Below are 14,916 nucleotides of genomic sequence, written 5' to 3' on the forward strand. Positions count from 1 at the left end.
AGGGGCTTCGGTCACGTATTACTTGTCGCGGGCGACAATCACCGGCATCCGTGCCGCCTGCGCGACGGCCGAGCTCACCGAACCCAGGAGCAGTCCCGCGAACCCGCCGCGGCCGCGGCTGCCCACCACCAGCAGTTGCGCTTTCTCGGATTCCTCGACGAGCCGGCGCGCCGGATTGTCCTGTCCGACAACCCGCCGGACGACGACGTCCGGGTATCGCTCGCAATAGCCGGCCAGCCGCTGAGCCAGTTCCTCCTCAGCCTGCGTGGCCACCTCGTCGGGAAGGATGTCCGTGGGAAAGTCCGCGAAGTTCATCCAGGTGTGGACCGCAACCAAATCGACTCCTCGACGACTGGCCTCGTCGAACGCGATCCCCGTCGCCAGTTCCGACGCCGGCGAACCGTCCACGCCGACCACGACGGGGGCGGCACTCGGATAGTCCATCAGCGGGTCCTCATCGTGGATCACCGCCACCGGGCAGTGCGCGTGATGGATCACCCCGGAGCTGACCGAACCGAGCAGCAGTCCCGCTACCCCACCCAATCCGCGGCAGCCGACCACCACGAGCTCGGCGTCCTTGGACATCTCCACCAAGGTCGACACCGCGCTGCCTGACACCACGCGGTGGTCGACGGCGATCTTCGGCTCGTCGGCCGTCGCGTCGAACACGAGTTTCAGCGCGTCGTCGATGACCTCCTGCGCGCGTTGTTCGCGTTGTTCTGCGTAGTAGGGAGCATCGACGAAGGGACCGAAGTCGGCCTGGGGGACGACAGTCACCACCGTCAGCGGCACACGGCGAAGGGCCGCCTCACGTGCCGCCCAGTCGGTCGCCACACGTGATGCGGGTGAGCCGTCGACGCCCACCACAATGCCGTGGCCTTTGAGCTCCGGATCTGACTTAGCGGACATTTCGTTCTCCTCGACTCGCCGTGGAGAATCACACGGCCGATCGGAGGCTAACGTCGTGAACGACCTGGCCTCAGGAGGCATTCGTCCTGAGATACATGGCCAAAAGTCCCGGGAAGTGTCGGGGTGTTCGGGGCTGCACGGTCCGCGGCTGACGTGGACCCCTCGCGCGAACTTGGTACCCCCGATGGGATTCGAACCCACGCTACCGCCGTGAGAGGGCGGCGTCCTAGGCCGCTAGACGACGGGGGCTAGAACATTTCCGGAGAGCCAGCATAGCCCAGCGGATTATGCGGTTCATAATCCGCGAAGCCCGACGCCCTTCGCGCCGGAGCTCACCGGAATGGCTGGGGTACCAGGACTCGAACCTAGAATGGCTGAACCAGAATCAGCTGTGTTGCCAATTACACCATACCCCATTGGCCGCTCGTAACCGCTGGTCACGAGCCTTTTTCGACCCTGTCACGGCAACGTCTGTGCCGCCGCGTGTTGTTCCGGGCCGACGTGCAGACTACCAAAGATTCGCGGGTGCTTTTTCACGCGTGGGCTGCGGCGGCGGCAGCGTGGTCACGACCCGCCCGCAGCCGGTGCAGGCTGCGGTCTCGACCCAACAGCTCGAGCGACTCGAACAGCGGCGGGCTGACCGTCGCGCCGGTGGCCGCGACCCGGATCGGGCCGAACGCCTTGCGCGGCTTGAGCGCCAGTTTCTCCAACAGCGAGTCCTTGAGGGCCTTTTCGATCTCGCCGGTGGTCCACTCCCCGATCGCCTCGAGCGCACCGAGAGCGGCGTCCAGGACCGCCACGGCGTCCGGGCCGAGCTCCTTGGCCGCGGCCTTCTCGTCGAGCGCGAACTCGGCGTCGTTGAGGAACTTCAGCAGGTCCCACGCGTCGCCGAGCACGACGATCCGGGTCTGCACCAACCGGGCGGCCTCCGCGAACTGCGCCTCGTCGAGCCCGGTGTCGTGCCCGTGGGTGGCGAAGAACGCCGCCAGCCGCGCGGTGAAATCCTCCTCGCTCAACAGCCGGATGTGTTCGGCGTTGAGCGCGTCCGCCTTCTTCTGGTCGAAGCGTGCCGGGTTGGAGTTCACGTCCACGACGTCGAAGGCGGCCACCATCTCGTCGAGGCTGAAGACGTCGCGGTCCTCGGCGATGCCCCAGCCCAGCAGCGCGAGGTAGTTCAGCAGGCCCTCGGGAATGAAGCCACGTTCGCGGTGCATGAACAGGTTCGACTGCGGATCGCGTTTGGACAGCTTCTTGTTGCCGTCTCCGAGCACGCTTGGCAGATGGGCGAATTCGGGTATCCATTCGGCGACGCCGATTCGGATCAGCGCCTGATACAGCGCGATCTGGCGCGGTGTGGACGGCAGCAGATCCTCGCCGCGCAGCACGTGCGTGATCTTCATCAGCGCGTCGTCGACGGGATTGACCAAGGTGTACAACGGATCTCCGCTGGCGCGGGTCAACGCGAAATCCGGGACGACGCCCGCGGCGAACGTCGTCTCCCCGCGTACGAGATCGTGCCAGGTGATGTCCTCGTCGGGCATCCGTAGTCGAAGCACCGGCCTGCGCCCTTCGGCGATGAACGCGGTGCGCTGTGCCTCGGTCAGTTCGCGATCGTAATTGTCGTAGCCCAGCTTGGGATTTCGGCCCGCCGCGACGTGCCGCGCCTCCACTTCCTCTGCTGTCGAGAACGCCTCGTAGGCCTCGCCGGATTCCACGAGGCGCGCGAGCACGTCACGGTAGATCTCGCGGCGCTCTGACTGCCGGTACGGCGCATACGGACCACCGATATCGGGGCCCTCGTCGTAGTTGAGTCCCAACCAACTCAGGGCATCCAGCAGCGCCAGATAGCTTTCCTCGCTGTCGCGCTGGGCGTCGGTGTCCTCGAGCCGGAACACGAACGTGCCGCCGCAATGGCGAGCATACGCCCAGTTGAACAGCGCTGTGCGGATCAGACCGACGTGCGGTGTGCCCGTCGGCGATGGGCAGAACCGCACCCGCATATCGGTGCTTGGTGTCATGGCTTTCCTTTGCGCACAACCGGATTGGACAACGTGCCGATGCCCTCGATACCGATGCTCACGGTATCGCCGTCCTCGATCGGACCGACGCCCTCGGGCGTCCCGGTGAGGATGAGGTCGCCGGGCAGCAGCGTCATCACCGCCGAGATCCATTCCACGATGGCACCGACGTCGTGAATCATCAGCGACGTCCGACTGAGCTGTTTCGTTTCTCCGTTGACCTCGGTGCGCAACTCTAGATCGGCCGGATCGACATCGGTGACGATCCACGGCCCGATCGGACAGAACGTGTCGTGGCCTTTGGCCCTGGTCCACTGACCGTCCTTTTTCTGCTGATCGCGCGCCGATACGTCGTTACCGATCGCGTAGCCCAGGATGTTCTCCGCGGCGCGGGCGGCGGGCACGTCCTTGCATGGCCGGCCGATGACGACGGCGAGCTCGCCCTCGAAGTGCACCGGGTTGGCGTCGGCGGGCAGTTGGATGGGCACGTTCGGGCCGATGATCGCGGTGTTGGGCTTCATGAACATCACCGGGTCGGGGAAATCTCCTCCGCCCATCTCGGCGACGTGGGCCGCGTAGTTCTTGCCGATGCAGACCACCTTGCTGGCCAGGATCGGTGCCAACAACCGCACATCGGCCAGCGGCCACTGCCTGCCGGTGAAGGTCGGCGTGCCGAAGGGGTGCTCGGCGATCTCTCGAGCGACCGCCTCGCTGAGGTCATCGGGGGGACCTTCGATGGCAACGAAGGCGACCCCGTCGGGGCTGGCGATACGACCAAGGCGCATTCCCTCAGCCTAGTGGCCGCGATCAACGGCGCTGCGACCGCACTTGTCTGTGACTGAGTCCCATATATTGAGAAATATATTCAGATATATGAGACAGCCATGCGAACATTGGGTCATGGCCGCCGAGACGATCAGCACCGCGCGCCGCTGGTCGCTGCTCGTCATCGCGCTGACCGCCACGACAAGCGCCAACGTCTTCATCAACGGTGCGGCATTCCTGATTCCGACCCTGCATTCCGAGCGAGGGCTGGACCTGGCGGCCGCGGGACTGCTCTCGTCGATGGCCGGGTTCGGCCTGGTGCTCACACTCATCGCCTGGGGCTACGTGGTCGACCGCGTCGGTGAACGCATCGTGTTGTCCCTCGGCTCGGCTCTCATCGCCGCCGCGGCGTTCGCGGCCGCCTCCGTGGACTCCCTGTTCGCGATGGGCGCGTTCCTGCTCCTCGGCGGAATGGCCGCGGCGAGCAGTAATTCGGCCAGCGGCCGGCTGGTGGTCGGCTGGTTTCCACCGGACCAACGCGGGTTGGTCATGGGGATCCGCCAGACCGCGACCCCTCTCGGAGTCGGCCTGGGCGCCTTGGTGATTCCGCGGCTGGCCGAGAGCTACAGCATCTCGGTCGCCCTGTTGTTTCCCGCGGTGGTCTGCGCGGTGTCCGCGGTGGTCTGCGCGGTCGCCGTGATCGACCCGCCGCGGCCGCCACGTGCCGAGGCGCCGGCCGAACACCTGGCGAACCCGTACCGCGCGTCGACGGTGCTGACGCGTATTCACGCCGCGTCCGTCCTGCTGGTGGTGCCGCAGGCGGTGCTGTGGACATTCGCGTTGGTGTGGCTGATGACCGATCGCGGGTGGTCGGCGGCGTCAGCAGGCGCCGTTGTCACGGTGGCCCAGGTGTTTGGCGCCGGCGGCCGAATCGCTGCCGGGCGTTGGTCGGACGTCGCGGGCTCGCGGCTGAGGCCGATCCGCACCATCGCGCTCGCCGCCGCGCTGACCATGGGCCTGTTGGCGCTGACCGACTGGCTCAGTTCCCCGGTCAGTGTGGCGATGATGGTCATCGCCTCAGTGATCACCGTGTCGGACAACGGGTTGGCGTTCACCGCAATCGCCGAGATCGCCGGTCCGTTCTGGAGTGGACGCGCGCTCGGTGTGCAGAACACCAGTCAACATCTGGCTTCCGCAGCTGCCGCACCACTCTTCGGCGCCTTGATCGGTGTGGCCGGCTATGCGGCGGCGTTCGCCGTGAGCGCCCTCCTCCCCCTGTTGGCGGTACGCGTCGTCCCCGCCGAGCCGAAGCGGACCTGACGCGTCACGCGTGTTGAGAGCGCCGCGGCAACATCACCAATGCCGCGACCAGGAAGCACAACGCGCCAACGAACGTGCCTGCGTTGGCCAGCAGTGCGTCCTCGGTGACACCGGAGTTGCTCACGAACGCACCGAGCGCCGACACCGCGAAGGCCACGCAGCCGATCAAGTTGATCCACTCCCCCTGCCAGTCACGGGATTTCAGCTCGACGATCCCAACGGCGGCGGTCACGGCGACCACTCCGAGCAGGCCACTGATCAGGAACGCCAGCGATCCTGTGGCGTCGGGCGCCCACACAAATCGCCGCTCCGGTGCGACCGCATGCGCCCACAGCGCGGAACCCGTGCTGATGTTGAACAGGATCGTCCCGACGAACTGAGTGGCCGCCGAGAGCCAGCCGATCCGCATCGGTGGTCCGGACAACACGAGCTGCATCCAGCCCGCGGTGCTGAAGAACCAGGAGCCGATGAAGCACAGCAGGTTGGCGATCCCGGCGCCGGCGATCGCGGACATCCCCGGAACGGTCGCAAGCGCGAACAGCGACGAGCCGATTGCGAACAACCAGCATTGCCGTCTGAGGGTCGCCGCGCGAGCCAGCTCAGAGAAGCGAGACGATCCGGTCACCGATCTCCGTGGTGGAGCGCCGCTCGTCGCCGCGGGTGGCCAGATGTTGCTCGACGGCCTTGTCCACGCGGGCGGCCGCATCGATCTCACCCTGGTGGGACAGCAGCAGCGCCACCGACATGATCGCCGCGGTGGGATCGGCGATGCCCTGTCCGGCGATGTCGGGTGCGCTGCCGTGCACGGGTTCGAACATCGACGGGTTCGTCCGCGTCGCATCGATGTTGCCGCTCGCCGCCAGGCCGATGCCACCGCACACCGCCGCGGCGAGGTCGGTGACGATGTCGCCGAACAGGTTGTCGGTGACGATGACGTCGAATCGACCCGGATCGGTGACTAGATGGATGGTCGCGGAATCGACGTGCTGATAGGCGATCTCGACATCCGGGTACTCGGTGCCGACCTCCTGCACGGTGCGCCACCACAGTGCGCCCGCATACGTCAGCACATTGTTCTTGTGCACCAGGGTCAACTGTCCGCGCCGCCGCGATGCCCGCGCGAAGGCGTCGTGCACGACCCGTCGCACCCCGTACGCCGTGTTGACGCTGACCTCGGTGGCGATTTCGTGCGGCGTCCCGACCCGGATCGCACCGCCGTTGCCCGTGTAGGGCCCCTCGGTGCCCTCGCGGACGACGACGAAGTCGATGTCGGGGTTTCCGGCGAGCGGACTGCTCACGCCCGGATACAGCCGGGCGGGCCGCAGGTTGATGTGGTGGTCAAGTTCGAATCGAATCCTCAGCAGCAGACCGCGTTCCAGCAGACCGCTGGGCACCGACGGGTCGCCGATCGCGCCAAGCAGAATGGCGTCGTGCCCGCGCAGTTCGTCGAGCACGGAGTCAGGCAGTACTTCGCCGCTGGCGTGGTACCTGCGCGCGCCGAGGTCGTATTCGGTCTTGTCCACACCGGGTAGGACGGCATCGAGCACCTTGACGGCCTCGCCTATGACCTCGGGGCCGATGCCGTCGCCGGCGATGATCGCCAATTTCACGACAGGTCCACCACTTCCAGCAGCTTGGCGCCCACGGCCGCGGTGATCGCGGCTCGGACGTCCTCGGGCACATCGCGATCGATGCGCAACAGGATCGTCGCGCCGGGACCCTCGGCATCCTCGCTGAGTTGGGCGGCGTGAATGTTGATGTCGGCGGTGCCCAGCAGCGTGCCGATCTTGCCCAGCGTGCCCGGCTGGTCGATGTAGTTGATGATCAGGTAGACGCCCTCGGCGCGCAGATCGAAGTTGCGGCCGTTGATCTGGACGATCTTCTCCACCAGCTGCGGCCCCGACAGGGTTCCGCTGACGTTGGCAACCGACCCGTCGGAGTAGACCGCGCGGACGTCGACGACGCTGCGGTGGTTGGGGCTCTCGGTGGCGGTGCTGATATCGGCTTCGACGCCACGCTCGGCGGCCAGCGCAGGAGCGTTGACGAACGTCACCGGGTCTTCGATGACGGCGCTGAACAATCCGCGCAACGCCGAAAGACGAAGTACCTCAACATCTTCGGATGCCAGCTCGCCGCGGACCTGAATCGAAAGCGACACCGGCAGGTCGGCGGACAGGACGCCGACCAGCAGTCCCAGCTTGCGCACCAGGTCCAGCCACGGTGCGACCTCTTCGCCGACGACCCCGCCGCCGACGTTGACCGCGTCGGGCACGAACTCCCCGGCAAGCGCCAGCTTCACGCTCTCGGCGACGTCGGTGCCCGCCCGGTCCTGGGCCTCGGCCGTCGATGCGCCGAGGTGCGGAGTCACCACCACCTGGGGCAGCTCGAAAAGCGGACTGTCCGTGCACGGTTCGGTGGCGAAGACGTCGAGGCCGGCGGCGCGAACACGTCCGTCGGTGATGGCTTCGGCCAGCGCGGCCTCGTCGACCAGGCCGCCGCGCGCGGCGTTGACGATGATGACACCCGGCTTGACCTTGGTGAGCGCCTCCTTGCCGATCAGGCCGGCGGTCTCCTTGGTCTTGGGCAGGTGCACCGAGATGAAGTCGGCCCGGGCCAGCAGTTCGTCGAGCGTGAGCAATTCGATGCCGAGCTGGGCGGCGCGGGCCGCCGACACGTACGGGTCGTAGGCCACGATGTGCGTCCCGAACGCAGCCAGCCGCTGCGCCACCAGCTGCCCGATACGGCCAAGGCCGACGACGCCGACCGTCTTGCCGTAGATCTCGGTGCCGGAGAATGCCGAGCGCTTCCAGGTGTGCTCGCGAAGGGTCGCGTCGGCGGCGGGTATCTGCCGGGCCGCCGACAGCAGGAGCGCCACCGCATGCTCGGCGGCGCTGTGGATGTTCGACGTCGGCGCGTTGACCACCAGCACACCGCGGGCGGTGGCCGCGTCGACGTCGACGTTGTCCAGGCCGACGCCGGCGCGGGCGACGATCTTGAGTTTGGGGGCCGCGGCGAGCACCTCGGCGTCCACGGTGGTCGCCGAGCGCACCAGTAGCGCGTCGGCCTCAGGCACCGCGGCCAGTAACTTTTCTCGGTCCGGACCGTCGACCCAGCGCACTTCCACCTGGTCACCCAGGGCGGCCACGGTCGATGGCGCCAACTTGTCGGCGATCAATACAACGGGCAGGCTCACGCGGTCAGCCTAATGGGCTGCATTCGCCGGGTGGTGGGCGGGAGAATCGCGAGCTGGGGGCCGGGAGAATCCCGCAAGTGGAGGGCGGCAGAATCGCGAGCGTGGACGTCACCGTGGTCGGCAGCGGACCCAACGGCCTGGCCGCCGCCGTCGTGTGCGCCCGCGCCGGTCTGTCGGTGCAGGTTTTGGAGGCGCAACCGACGCTCGGCGGCGGCGCACGGACCCTCGCCGACCCCGAGTTCGGTGGGGTTTCCCACGACATCTGCTCGGCCGTACATCCGCTGGCACTCGCATCGCCGTTCCTGGCGGAGTTCGATCTGCCCGCCCGCGGGGTGACGCTGAAGGTGCCGTCGGTCTCCTACGCCAACCCCCTTCCCGGCAAGCCGACCGCGGTCGGATATCACGACCTCGAGCGCACCTGTGCGGAGTTGGTCCACGGTGATTCCTGGCGCCGACTGCTCGGCCCACTCACCGACCGCGATGACGGCGTCGTCAACCTTCTGCTCGGCGACAAGCGTTCGATTCCTCGTGATCCGATCGCCGCGGTCTTCATCGCCAGGAACATGCTCGAACAGGGGACTCCGCTGTGGGGCAAGCTCGCCGGCGCGGATGCTCGCGCGTTGTTCACCGGCGTCGCCGCACACGCCATCAACAAGATGCCCTCGTTTGTGACCACCGGCGCCGGGTTGATGCTGGCGACGCTCGCGCACACCGTGGGCTGGCCGATTCCGGTCGGCGGCAGCCAGGCGATTCCGGACGCGCTGATCGCTGATCTGCGTGCCCACGGCGGCGTCATCACCGCCGGTGAGGAGATCACCGAACCGCCAAGCGGCGTCGTGCTTTTCGACACCGCACCGACCGCACTGCTGAAGATCTACCGCGACCGGGTTCCCGGCCGGTACGCAAAGGCGTTGCAGCGCTACCGGTTCGGCCCGGGGGTCGCGAAGGTCGATTTCGTACTGTCCGACGAGATTCCCTGGGCGGATCCGCGCGCGGCCGAAGCTCCCACACTGCACATGGGCGGCACCCGCGAGCAGATGGCCCACGCGGAGAAGGAGATCGCCGCGGGTAGACATGCCGACTGGCCGATGATCCTTGCCGCACTTCCCCACCTGGCCGATCCGAACCGCGTCGACGAGAAGGGTCACCGCCCACTGTGGACGTATGCGCACGTGCCGCACGGTTCACCCGTCGACCAGACCGAAACGATCACCAAGGTGTTCGAGCGTTTCGCACCCGGTTTCCGCGACATCGTCGTCGCGGCACGCTCGGTGCCGGCCGCACGGTTGGCCGACCACAACGCCAACCTCGTCGGCGGTGACATCGGTGTCGGGGGCAACTCGCTGGTGCACGCGCTGGCCGGGCCGACCCCACGATTGAACCCGTGGGCCACCCCGATTCCGAAGGTCTATCTGTGTTCGTCGGCGACGCCGCCCGGCGGTGGCGTCCACGGCATGTCGGGGTTCTATGCGGCACGCACAATGCTGCGCCGCGAGTTCGGCATCAAGAAGCTGCCGCGGCTGTCGCCGTAGCGGGTTTCGCGCGATTGGGCAGGGGTATCCGCGCGGCATGACCGAGCCCGATACGAAGAGGACCCTGCGACCGGATGGTGTGGACGACGCGACGGTCGAGGCCGTCGGCGCGGTGTCCGAGGCGTTGGAGTGGGTGGAGCGGGCGCGGGGTGAGTTGTACTCGTTTCATCAGCTGATGGGTCGTGCCGACCTGCTGCTCGGCGAGGCGTGCGACAAACTGCGCGACGCCGGCCACGACGCGGTGGCCGACCGCCTCGAGAAGGAGCTCGTCGGTCGCAACGTCCTGCAGGGTCGCTGGACGTTTCAAATCGTGGAGGAGTTCGACGACGACTACTGGTCGGTGTTCCGCGACCATGAACGACGCGTCCGCGACGAGTTGCAGCTGGGCGTGCGCCACGTGTTCGAAGCCGAGATGAAGGAGCGGCGCCGGACTCACGGCAACGCGGGCCACGAACACCGCCCGTAGAAATCCGTTGCGCTCGCCGACGCGCCCGCGACGGTTTACGGTTTGCCAATGGCCGATCGGGAAGACCTGTCGTGGGACCAGTTCGGTGCCGCCACACGGCAACTCGCCTCCGCCGTCGTCGCGGACGGTTTCGCACCCGATGTGATCCTGGCGATCGCGCGCGGCGGGTTGTTCGTCGCGGGGGCACTCGGCTATGCGCTCGGCGTCAAGAACGTGCACATGATGAACGTCGAGTACTACACCGGGGTGGACGAGCGGCTGAACGCGCCGGTGCTGTTGCCGCCGATGCCGGACATCGCCGACCTGGGTGGTGCTCGCATGCTGATTGCCGACGACGTCGCGGATACCGGGGCGACGCTGTGTTTCGTGCGCGACTTCTGCGCCGAGCATGTCGCCGAGGTGCGGTGCGCCGTCGTCTACCAGAAGCCGCAATCGGAAGTCGATTGCGAGTACGTGTGGCGCCACACCGATCTCTGGATCAACTTTCCGTGGACGAGTCGCGAGTGATTTCGGCGTGTTGGGTCACGCCGAACGTGACCCAACACGCCGAAATCGCTGCTTAACTCGACGCCATGACCAAGCTTTCCGTCATCTACTACTCGGCGACCGGTCACGGCACGACGATGGCCAAGCGCGTCGGCGCCGCGGCCGAGGCCGCCGGCGCCGAAGTGCGCATCCGCCCTGTCGCCGAGACGCGCGACCCGGAGTCGTTCGCACAGAACCCCGCATGGACCGCCAACTACGAGGCGACGAAGGATCTGCCCGCCGCGACCGGCGACGACATCGTCTGGGCGGACGCCGTCATCTTCGGCTCGCCCACGCGGTTCGGCTCCGTCGCCTCCCAGCTGCGCAACTTCCTCGACTCGCTGGGTGGTTTCTGGGCGGAGGGCAAGCTCGCCGACAAGGTCTACGCGGCGTACACGTCGTCGAACACCGCGCACGGCGGGCAGGAGACGACGATTCTCACGCTGTACGTCACGCTGATGCATTTCGGCGGCATCATCGTGCCGCCCGGCTACACCGACCCACTGAAATTCGTCGACGGAAACCCCTACGGCGCGAGCCTCGTCGCAACGCACGACAACATCACCGAGATCGACGGCGCAACGAACAACGCGCTTGGCCATCTGGCCAAGCGCGTTGTTGAGGTCGCAAACCGCCTCGCGTCATAGCGATTTCGGCGTGGCTGGTCACGCTGAGCGTGACCCAGCACGCCGAAATCGCAGACTTAGGCGGTCTCGGTGATCGGCCGGTCGACCCAGCTCATCAGGTCGCGCAGCTTCTTGCCGGTCACCTCGATCGGGTGCTCGGCGTTCTCCTTGCGCAGCTTCTCGAGCTCCTTGTTGCCGCCCTCGACGTTGGCGACGAGGCGCTTGACGAAGGTGCCGTCCTGGATCTCGGCGAGGATCTGCTTCATGCGCTTCTTGGTGTCGGCGTCGATGACCCGCGGCCCGGACAGGTAGCCGCCGAACTCGGCGGTATCGGACACCGAGTAGTTCATCCGCGCGATGCCACCCTCGTACATCAGGTCGACGATGAGCTTGAGCTCGTGCAGCACCTCGAAGTACGCCAACTCGGGCGCGTAACCCGCCTCGACCATCACGTCGAAGCCGGTCTTCACGAGTTCCTCAGTGCCACCGCACAATACGGCCTGCTCACCGAAGAGGTCGGTCTCGGTCTCGTCCTTGAACGTCGTCTTGATGACGCCGGCGCGGGTGCCGCCGATGCCCTTCGCGTACGACAGCGCCAGCGCCTGGCCCTCACCTTTCGGGTCCTGGTCGACCGCGATCAGGCACGGCACACCCTTGCCGTCGACGAACTGACGGCGCACCAGGTGGCCCGGACCCTTCGGCGCGACCATGCCGATGGTGACGTTGGCCGGCGGCTTGATCAGGTCGAAGTGGATGTTGAGGCCATGACCGAAGAACAGCGCATTGCCGTCCTCCAGGTTGGGCTCGATGTCGTTCTTGAAGATCTCAGCCTGGGCGGTGTCGGGCGCCAGCAGCATGATCACGTCGGCCCACTTGGCCACCTCGGCCGGCGTATCAACCTCCAGCCCCTGCTCGGTGACCTTCACGCGGGACTTCGAGCCCTCCTTGAGGCCTACCTTCACCTGCACGCCGGAGTCGCGCAGGCTCAACGAGTGGGCGTGGCCCTGGCTGCCGTAGCCGATGACGCCGACCTTGCGGCCCTGGATGATCGACAGGTCCGCGTCGTCGTCGTAGAACATCTCAACTGGCATTCGTAACTTTCCTTCTCTTTGACTCTTTTGGAGATTGGGGATTTTTCTGGTGATTCGGGGCTACTTGACCGTGCCGATTCCGCGCGGCCCACGCGACAGCGAGACCACACCGGACTGCACGAGCTCACGGATTCCGTAGGGCTCCAGGACGCGAAGTAACGCCTCGAGCTTCTCCGGGGTACCCGTGGCCTCCACGGTCAAAGACTCAGTTGAGACGTCAACGACCTTGGCGCGGAACAGATTCACCGCTTCGATGACCTGGCTGCGGGTCGACGCATCGGCCCGCACCTTGATGAGCGCCAGCTCGCGGGCGACGGAGTTGTCCTCGTCCTGCTCGACGATCTTGATCACGTTGACCAGCTTGTTGAGCTGTTTGGTGATCTGCTCCAGCGGCGCTTCGTCGACGCTGACGACGATCGTCATCCGGGACATGTCCTTCTGCTCGGTCGCGCCGACCGCCAGCGACTGGATGTTGTAGCCGCGCCGGGAGAACAACGACGCCACCCGCGCCAACACGCCGGGCTTGTCCTCGACAAGCACCGAGAGAGTGTGAGTTGGAGTCGTCGACATCAGGCATGCCCTTCTTCTGGATCGTCGAACAACGGGCGGATGCCACGTGCGGCTTGGATCTCGTCGTTGCTGGTGCCTGCGGCCACCATCGGCCACACCTGGGCATCGGCGCCGACGATGAAGTCGATCACAACAGGCCGGTCGTTGATCTCACGCGCCTGCTGGATGACGGCTTCCACGTCTTCGGCTCGCTCACAACGCAATCCGACGCAGCCAAGCGCCTCGGCCAGCTTGACGAAGTCCGGGATGCGATGCGAGTGAGTGGCCAGATCGGTTTGGCTGTACCGCTCTTCGTAGAACAGCGTCTGCCACTGCCGAACCATCCCCAGGTTGCCGTTGTTGATGATGGCCACCTTGATCGGTGCACCCTCGACGGCACACGTCGCCAGCTCCTGGTTGGTCATCTGGAAGCAGCCGTCGCCGTCGATCGCCCACACCTCGGCCTCGGGACGACCGAACTTGGCACCCATCGCGGCGGGAACGGCGTAACCCATGGTTCCGAGACCACCCGAATTCAGCCAGGTCTTCGGCTTCTCGTACTTGATGAACTGCGCGGCCCACATCTGGTGCTGCCCAACGCCGGCGACGTAGACGGCATCTGAACCCGCCATCTTGCCGAGTGTCTCGATGACGTACTCGGGCGACAGGCTTCCGTCACTCTGCGCGCCGTAGCTCAACGGGTAGGTCGCCTGCACGCCGCGCAGGTACTCCCACCAGTTGTCGATCTTGATCGTTCCGATACTGCCGTCGCGCCGCAGCGCCTCGATCAGATCGACGATCACCGCCTTGACGTCGCCCACGATCGGCACGTCGGCATGCCGGTTCTTCCCGATCTCGGCCGGGTCGATGTCGGCATGGATGACTTTGGCTTCCGGCGCAAAGGAATCCAACTTGCCCGTCACCCGATCGTCGAAACGAGTGCCGAGTGCGATCAGCAGATCGCTGCGCTGCAGCGCGGCGACCGCGGCCACCGTGCCGTGCATTCCGGGCATGCCCATGTTCTGCGGGTGGCTGTCCGGGAACGCTCCGCGCGCCATCAGCGTGGTGACGACCGGAATGCCGGTCAGCTCGGCCAGATTCAGCAACTCCTCGCTGGCTTCGCCGCGGATCACACCGCCGCCCACATACAGCACCGGCTTGCGCGACGCCGCGATCAGCTTGGCCGCTTCGCGGACCTGGCGGCTGTGCGGTTTGGTGTTCGGCTTGTAGCCCGGCAGATCGATCTGCGGCGGCCAGCTGAACGTGCACTGCCCCTGCAGCACATCCTTGGGGATGTCGACCAGCACCGGGCCCGGCCGACCCGACCGCGCGAGATGGAACGCCTCGGCCATCACCTGCGCGATTTCGTCGCCGTTGCGGACCAGGAAGTTGTGCTTGGTGATCGGCATGGTGATGCCGGAGATGTCGGCCTCCTGGAAGGCGTCGGTGCCGATCAGCTGGCGGCCGACCTGTCCGGTGACCGCGACCACCGGGATGGAGTCCATGTACGCGTCGGCGAGCGGGGTGACCAAGTTCGTCGCACCGGGACCCGAAGTCGCCATGCACACACCGACTCTGCCCGTGGCATGCGCGTAGCCGCTGGCGGCATGTCCGGCACCCTGCTCGTGGCGCACCAGGACGTGGCGCAGCTTCTTCGAGTCGAAAAGCGGGTCGTAGACCGGCAACACCGCACCGCCCGGGATGCCGAAGATGGTGTCGACGCCGAGTTCCTCCAGCGACCGGATTACCGCCTGCGCACCCGTGAGTTGGTGCGGCGCAATGCGTTTGGACTGCGCCGACCCTGGCTTGGATACGGCGGCTGCCCCGTTAGGCGCGGTCTCCGACTGTTCGGGCGGTCGCGTGGTGGGTGCGCTCACGATCGTCTCTCTCTGTTCCTGTGTTTTCTAGGGTCTCAAATCGGT

The 14,916-nt window shown here is 66.5% G+C and carries 14 protein-coding genes and 2 tRNA genes; 5 read left to right on the forward strand and 11 right to left on the reverse strand.

All coding sequences use genetic code 11. The features are described from left to right. Positions 1 to 18: 18 nt before the first annotated feature. The 5 genes from G6N43_RS21605 to G6N43_RS21625 form a co-directional block, all read right to left on the reverse strand. Positions 19 to 909 (reverse strand): universal stress protein, encoded by an 891-nt coding sequence (locus G6N43_RS21605; protein WP_083157393.1) that lies wholly within the window; start codon positions 907 to 909, stop codon positions 19 to 21. A 173-nt stretch (positions 910 to 1,082) separates the two neighbouring features. Then, positions 1,083 to 1,158: transfer RNA gene (locus G6N43_RS21610), tRNA-Glu, on the reverse strand. A gap of 92 nt (positions 1,159 to 1,250) precedes the next feature. Continuing rightward, positions 1,251 to 1,325, reverse strand: a tRNA-Gln gene (locus G6N43_RS21615). A 117-nt stretch (positions 1,326 to 1,442) separates the two neighbouring features. Then, positions 1,443 to 2,927, reverse strand: coding sequence for a glutamate--tRNA ligase (gene gltX / locus G6N43_RS21620; protein WP_083157392.1), 1,485 nt, complete (start codon positions 2,925 to 2,927; stop codon positions 1,443 to 1,445). After that, the gene (locus G6N43_RS21625) at positions 2,924 to 3,712 is read right to left on the reverse strand and encodes a fumarylacetoacetate hydrolase family protein (protein ID WP_083157391.1); all 789 of its coding nucleotides are present in this window, start codon (positions 3,710 to 3,712) and stop codon (positions 2,924 to 2,926) included. The genes gltX and G6N43_RS21625 overlap by 4 nt, the downstream gene beginning before the upstream one ends. A gap of 115 nt (positions 3,713 to 3,827) precedes the next feature. On the opposite strand from G6N43_RS21625, the gene G6N43_RS21630 reads away from it, so the two are divergent. Continuing rightward, on the forward strand, positions 3,828 to 5,012 hold the full coding sequence (locus G6N43_RS21630) for an MFS transporter (RefSeq protein WP_083157390.1): 1,185 nt from the start codon (positions 3,828 to 3,830) through the stop codon (positions 5,010 to 5,012). A gap of 4 nt (positions 5,013 to 5,016) precedes the next feature. Here G6N43_RS21630 and G6N43_RS21635 read toward each other — a convergent pair whose 3' ends face one another. The 3 genes from G6N43_RS21635 to serA are packed head-to-tail and all read right to left on the reverse strand — an operon-like array spanning position 5,017 to position 8,205. After that, on the reverse strand, positions 5,017 to 5,637 hold the full coding sequence (locus G6N43_RS21635; RefSeq protein ID WP_083157389.1) for a hypothetical protein: 621 nt from the start codon (positions 5,635 to 5,637) through the stop codon (positions 5,017 to 5,019). Then, the gene (locus tag G6N43_RS21640) at positions 5,612 to 6,622 is read right to left on the reverse strand and encodes a 3-isopropylmalate dehydrogenase (protein WP_083157388.1); all 1,011 of its coding nucleotides are present in this window, start codon (positions 6,620 to 6,622) and stop codon (positions 5,612 to 5,614) included. Before G6N43_RS21640 ends, G6N43_RS21635 begins: the two co-directional genes overlap by 26 nt. Next, on the reverse strand, positions 6,619 to 8,205 hold the full coding sequence (gene serA, locus G6N43_RS21645) for a phosphoglycerate dehydrogenase (RefSeq protein WP_083157387.1): 1,587 nt from the start codon (positions 8,203 to 8,205) through the stop codon (positions 6,619 to 6,621). The genes G6N43_RS21640 and serA overlap by 4 nt, the downstream gene beginning before the upstream one ends. Positions 8,206 to 8,306: 101 nt before the next feature. On the opposite strand from serA, the gene G6N43_RS21650 reads away from it, so the two are divergent. From G6N43_RS21650 to wrbA, 4 genes are all read left to right on the forward strand, one after another. Further along, entirely contained in the window at positions 8,307 to 9,737 is a 1,431-nt protein-coding gene (locus tag G6N43_RS21650; RefSeq protein WP_083157416.1) for a phytoene desaturase family protein, read from the forward strand. Positions 9,738 to 9,774: 37 nt separating this feature from the next. Beyond that, positions 9,775 to 10,203: a hypothetical protein gene (locus G6N43_RS21655; RefSeq protein WP_083157386.1), complete on the forward strand. Its 429-nt coding sequence runs from the start codon at positions 9,775 to 9,777 to the stop codon at positions 10,201 to 10,203. Positions 10,204 to 10,251: 48 nt separating this feature from the next. Then, on the forward strand, positions 10,252 to 10,710 hold the full coding sequence (locus G6N43_RS21660) for a phosphoribosyltransferase (RefSeq protein ID WP_083157385.1): 459 nt from the start codon (positions 10,252 to 10,254) through the stop codon (positions 10,708 to 10,710). A 65-nt stretch (positions 10,711 to 10,775) separates the two neighbouring features. Next, entirely contained in the window at positions 10,776 to 11,375 is a 600-nt protein-coding gene (gene wrbA / locus G6N43_RS21665) for an NAD(P)H:quinone oxidoreductase (RefSeq protein WP_083157384.1), read from the forward strand. 56 nt (positions 11,376 to 11,431) lie between these two features. On the opposite strand, the gene ilvC is transcribed toward wrbA, so the two are convergent. From ilvC to G6N43_RS21680, 3 genes are read right to left on the reverse strand one after another with little or no spacing between them, the layout of a single operon-like run. Beyond that, on the reverse strand, positions 11,432 to 12,445 hold the full coding sequence (gene ilvC, locus G6N43_RS21670; RefSeq protein WP_234810311.1) for a ketol-acid reductoisomerase: 1,014 nt from the start codon (positions 12,443 to 12,445) through the stop codon (positions 11,432 to 11,434). A 60-nt stretch (positions 12,446 to 12,505) separates the two neighbouring features. Then, positions 12,506 to 13,018 carry an acetolactate synthase small subunit gene (ilvN, locus tag G6N43_RS21675; protein WP_179968052.1) on the reverse strand — a complete coding sequence of 171 codons (513 nt, stop codon included), beginning with the start codon at positions 13,016 to 13,018 and terminating at the stop codon, positions 12,506 to 12,508. After that, a complete protein-coding gene (locus G6N43_RS21680) occupies positions 13,015 to 14,871 on the reverse strand; it encodes an acetolactate synthase large subunit (RefSeq protein ID WP_083157381.1) in 1,857 nt (618 codons plus the stop codon). Before G6N43_RS21680 ends, ilvN begins: the two co-directional genes overlap by 4 nt. Positions 14,872 to 14,916: the final 45 nt, after the last annotated feature.

Origin of the sequence: Mycolicibacterium moriokaense (assembly GCF_010726085.1) — a bacterium.
GTDB classification, from domain to species: domain Bacteria; phylum Actinomycetota; class Actinomycetes; order Mycobacteriales; family Mycobacteriaceae; genus Mycobacterium; species Mycobacterium moriokaense.

Excerpts from the sequence above, each read along its gene's own strand:
- G6N43_RS21605 (WP_083157393.1), bottom strand. The coding sequence starts at position 909 with ATGTCCGCTAAGTCAGATCCGGAGCTCAAAGGCCACGGCATTGTGGTG.
- gltX (WP_083157392.1), bottom strand. The coding sequence starts at position 2,927 with ATGACACCAAGCACCGATATGCGGGTGCGGTTCTGCCCATCGCCGACG.
- G6N43_RS21625 (WP_083157391.1), bottom strand. The coding sequence starts at position 3,712 with ATGCGCCTTGGTCGTATCGCCAGCCCCGACGGGGTCGCCTTCGTTGCC.
- G6N43_RS21630 (WP_083157390.1), top strand. The coding sequence starts at position 3,828 with ATGGCCGCCGAGACGATCAGCACCGCGCGCCGCTGGTCGCTGCTCGTC.
- G6N43_RS21655 (WP_083157386.1), top strand. The coding sequence starts at position 9,775 with ATGACCGAGCCCGATACGAAGAGGACCCTGCGACCGGATGGTGTGGAC.
- G6N43_RS21660 (WP_083157385.1), top strand. The coding sequence starts at position 10,252 with ATGGCCGATCGGGAAGACCTGTCGTGGGACCAGTTCGGTGCCGCCACA.
- wrbA (WP_083157384.1), top strand. The coding sequence starts at position 10,776 with ATGACCAAGCTTTCCGTCATCTACTACTCGGCGACCGGTCACGGCACG.
- ilvC (WP_234810311.1), bottom strand. The coding sequence starts at position 12,445 with ATGCCAGTTGAGATGTTCTACGACGACGACGCGGACCTGTCGATCATC.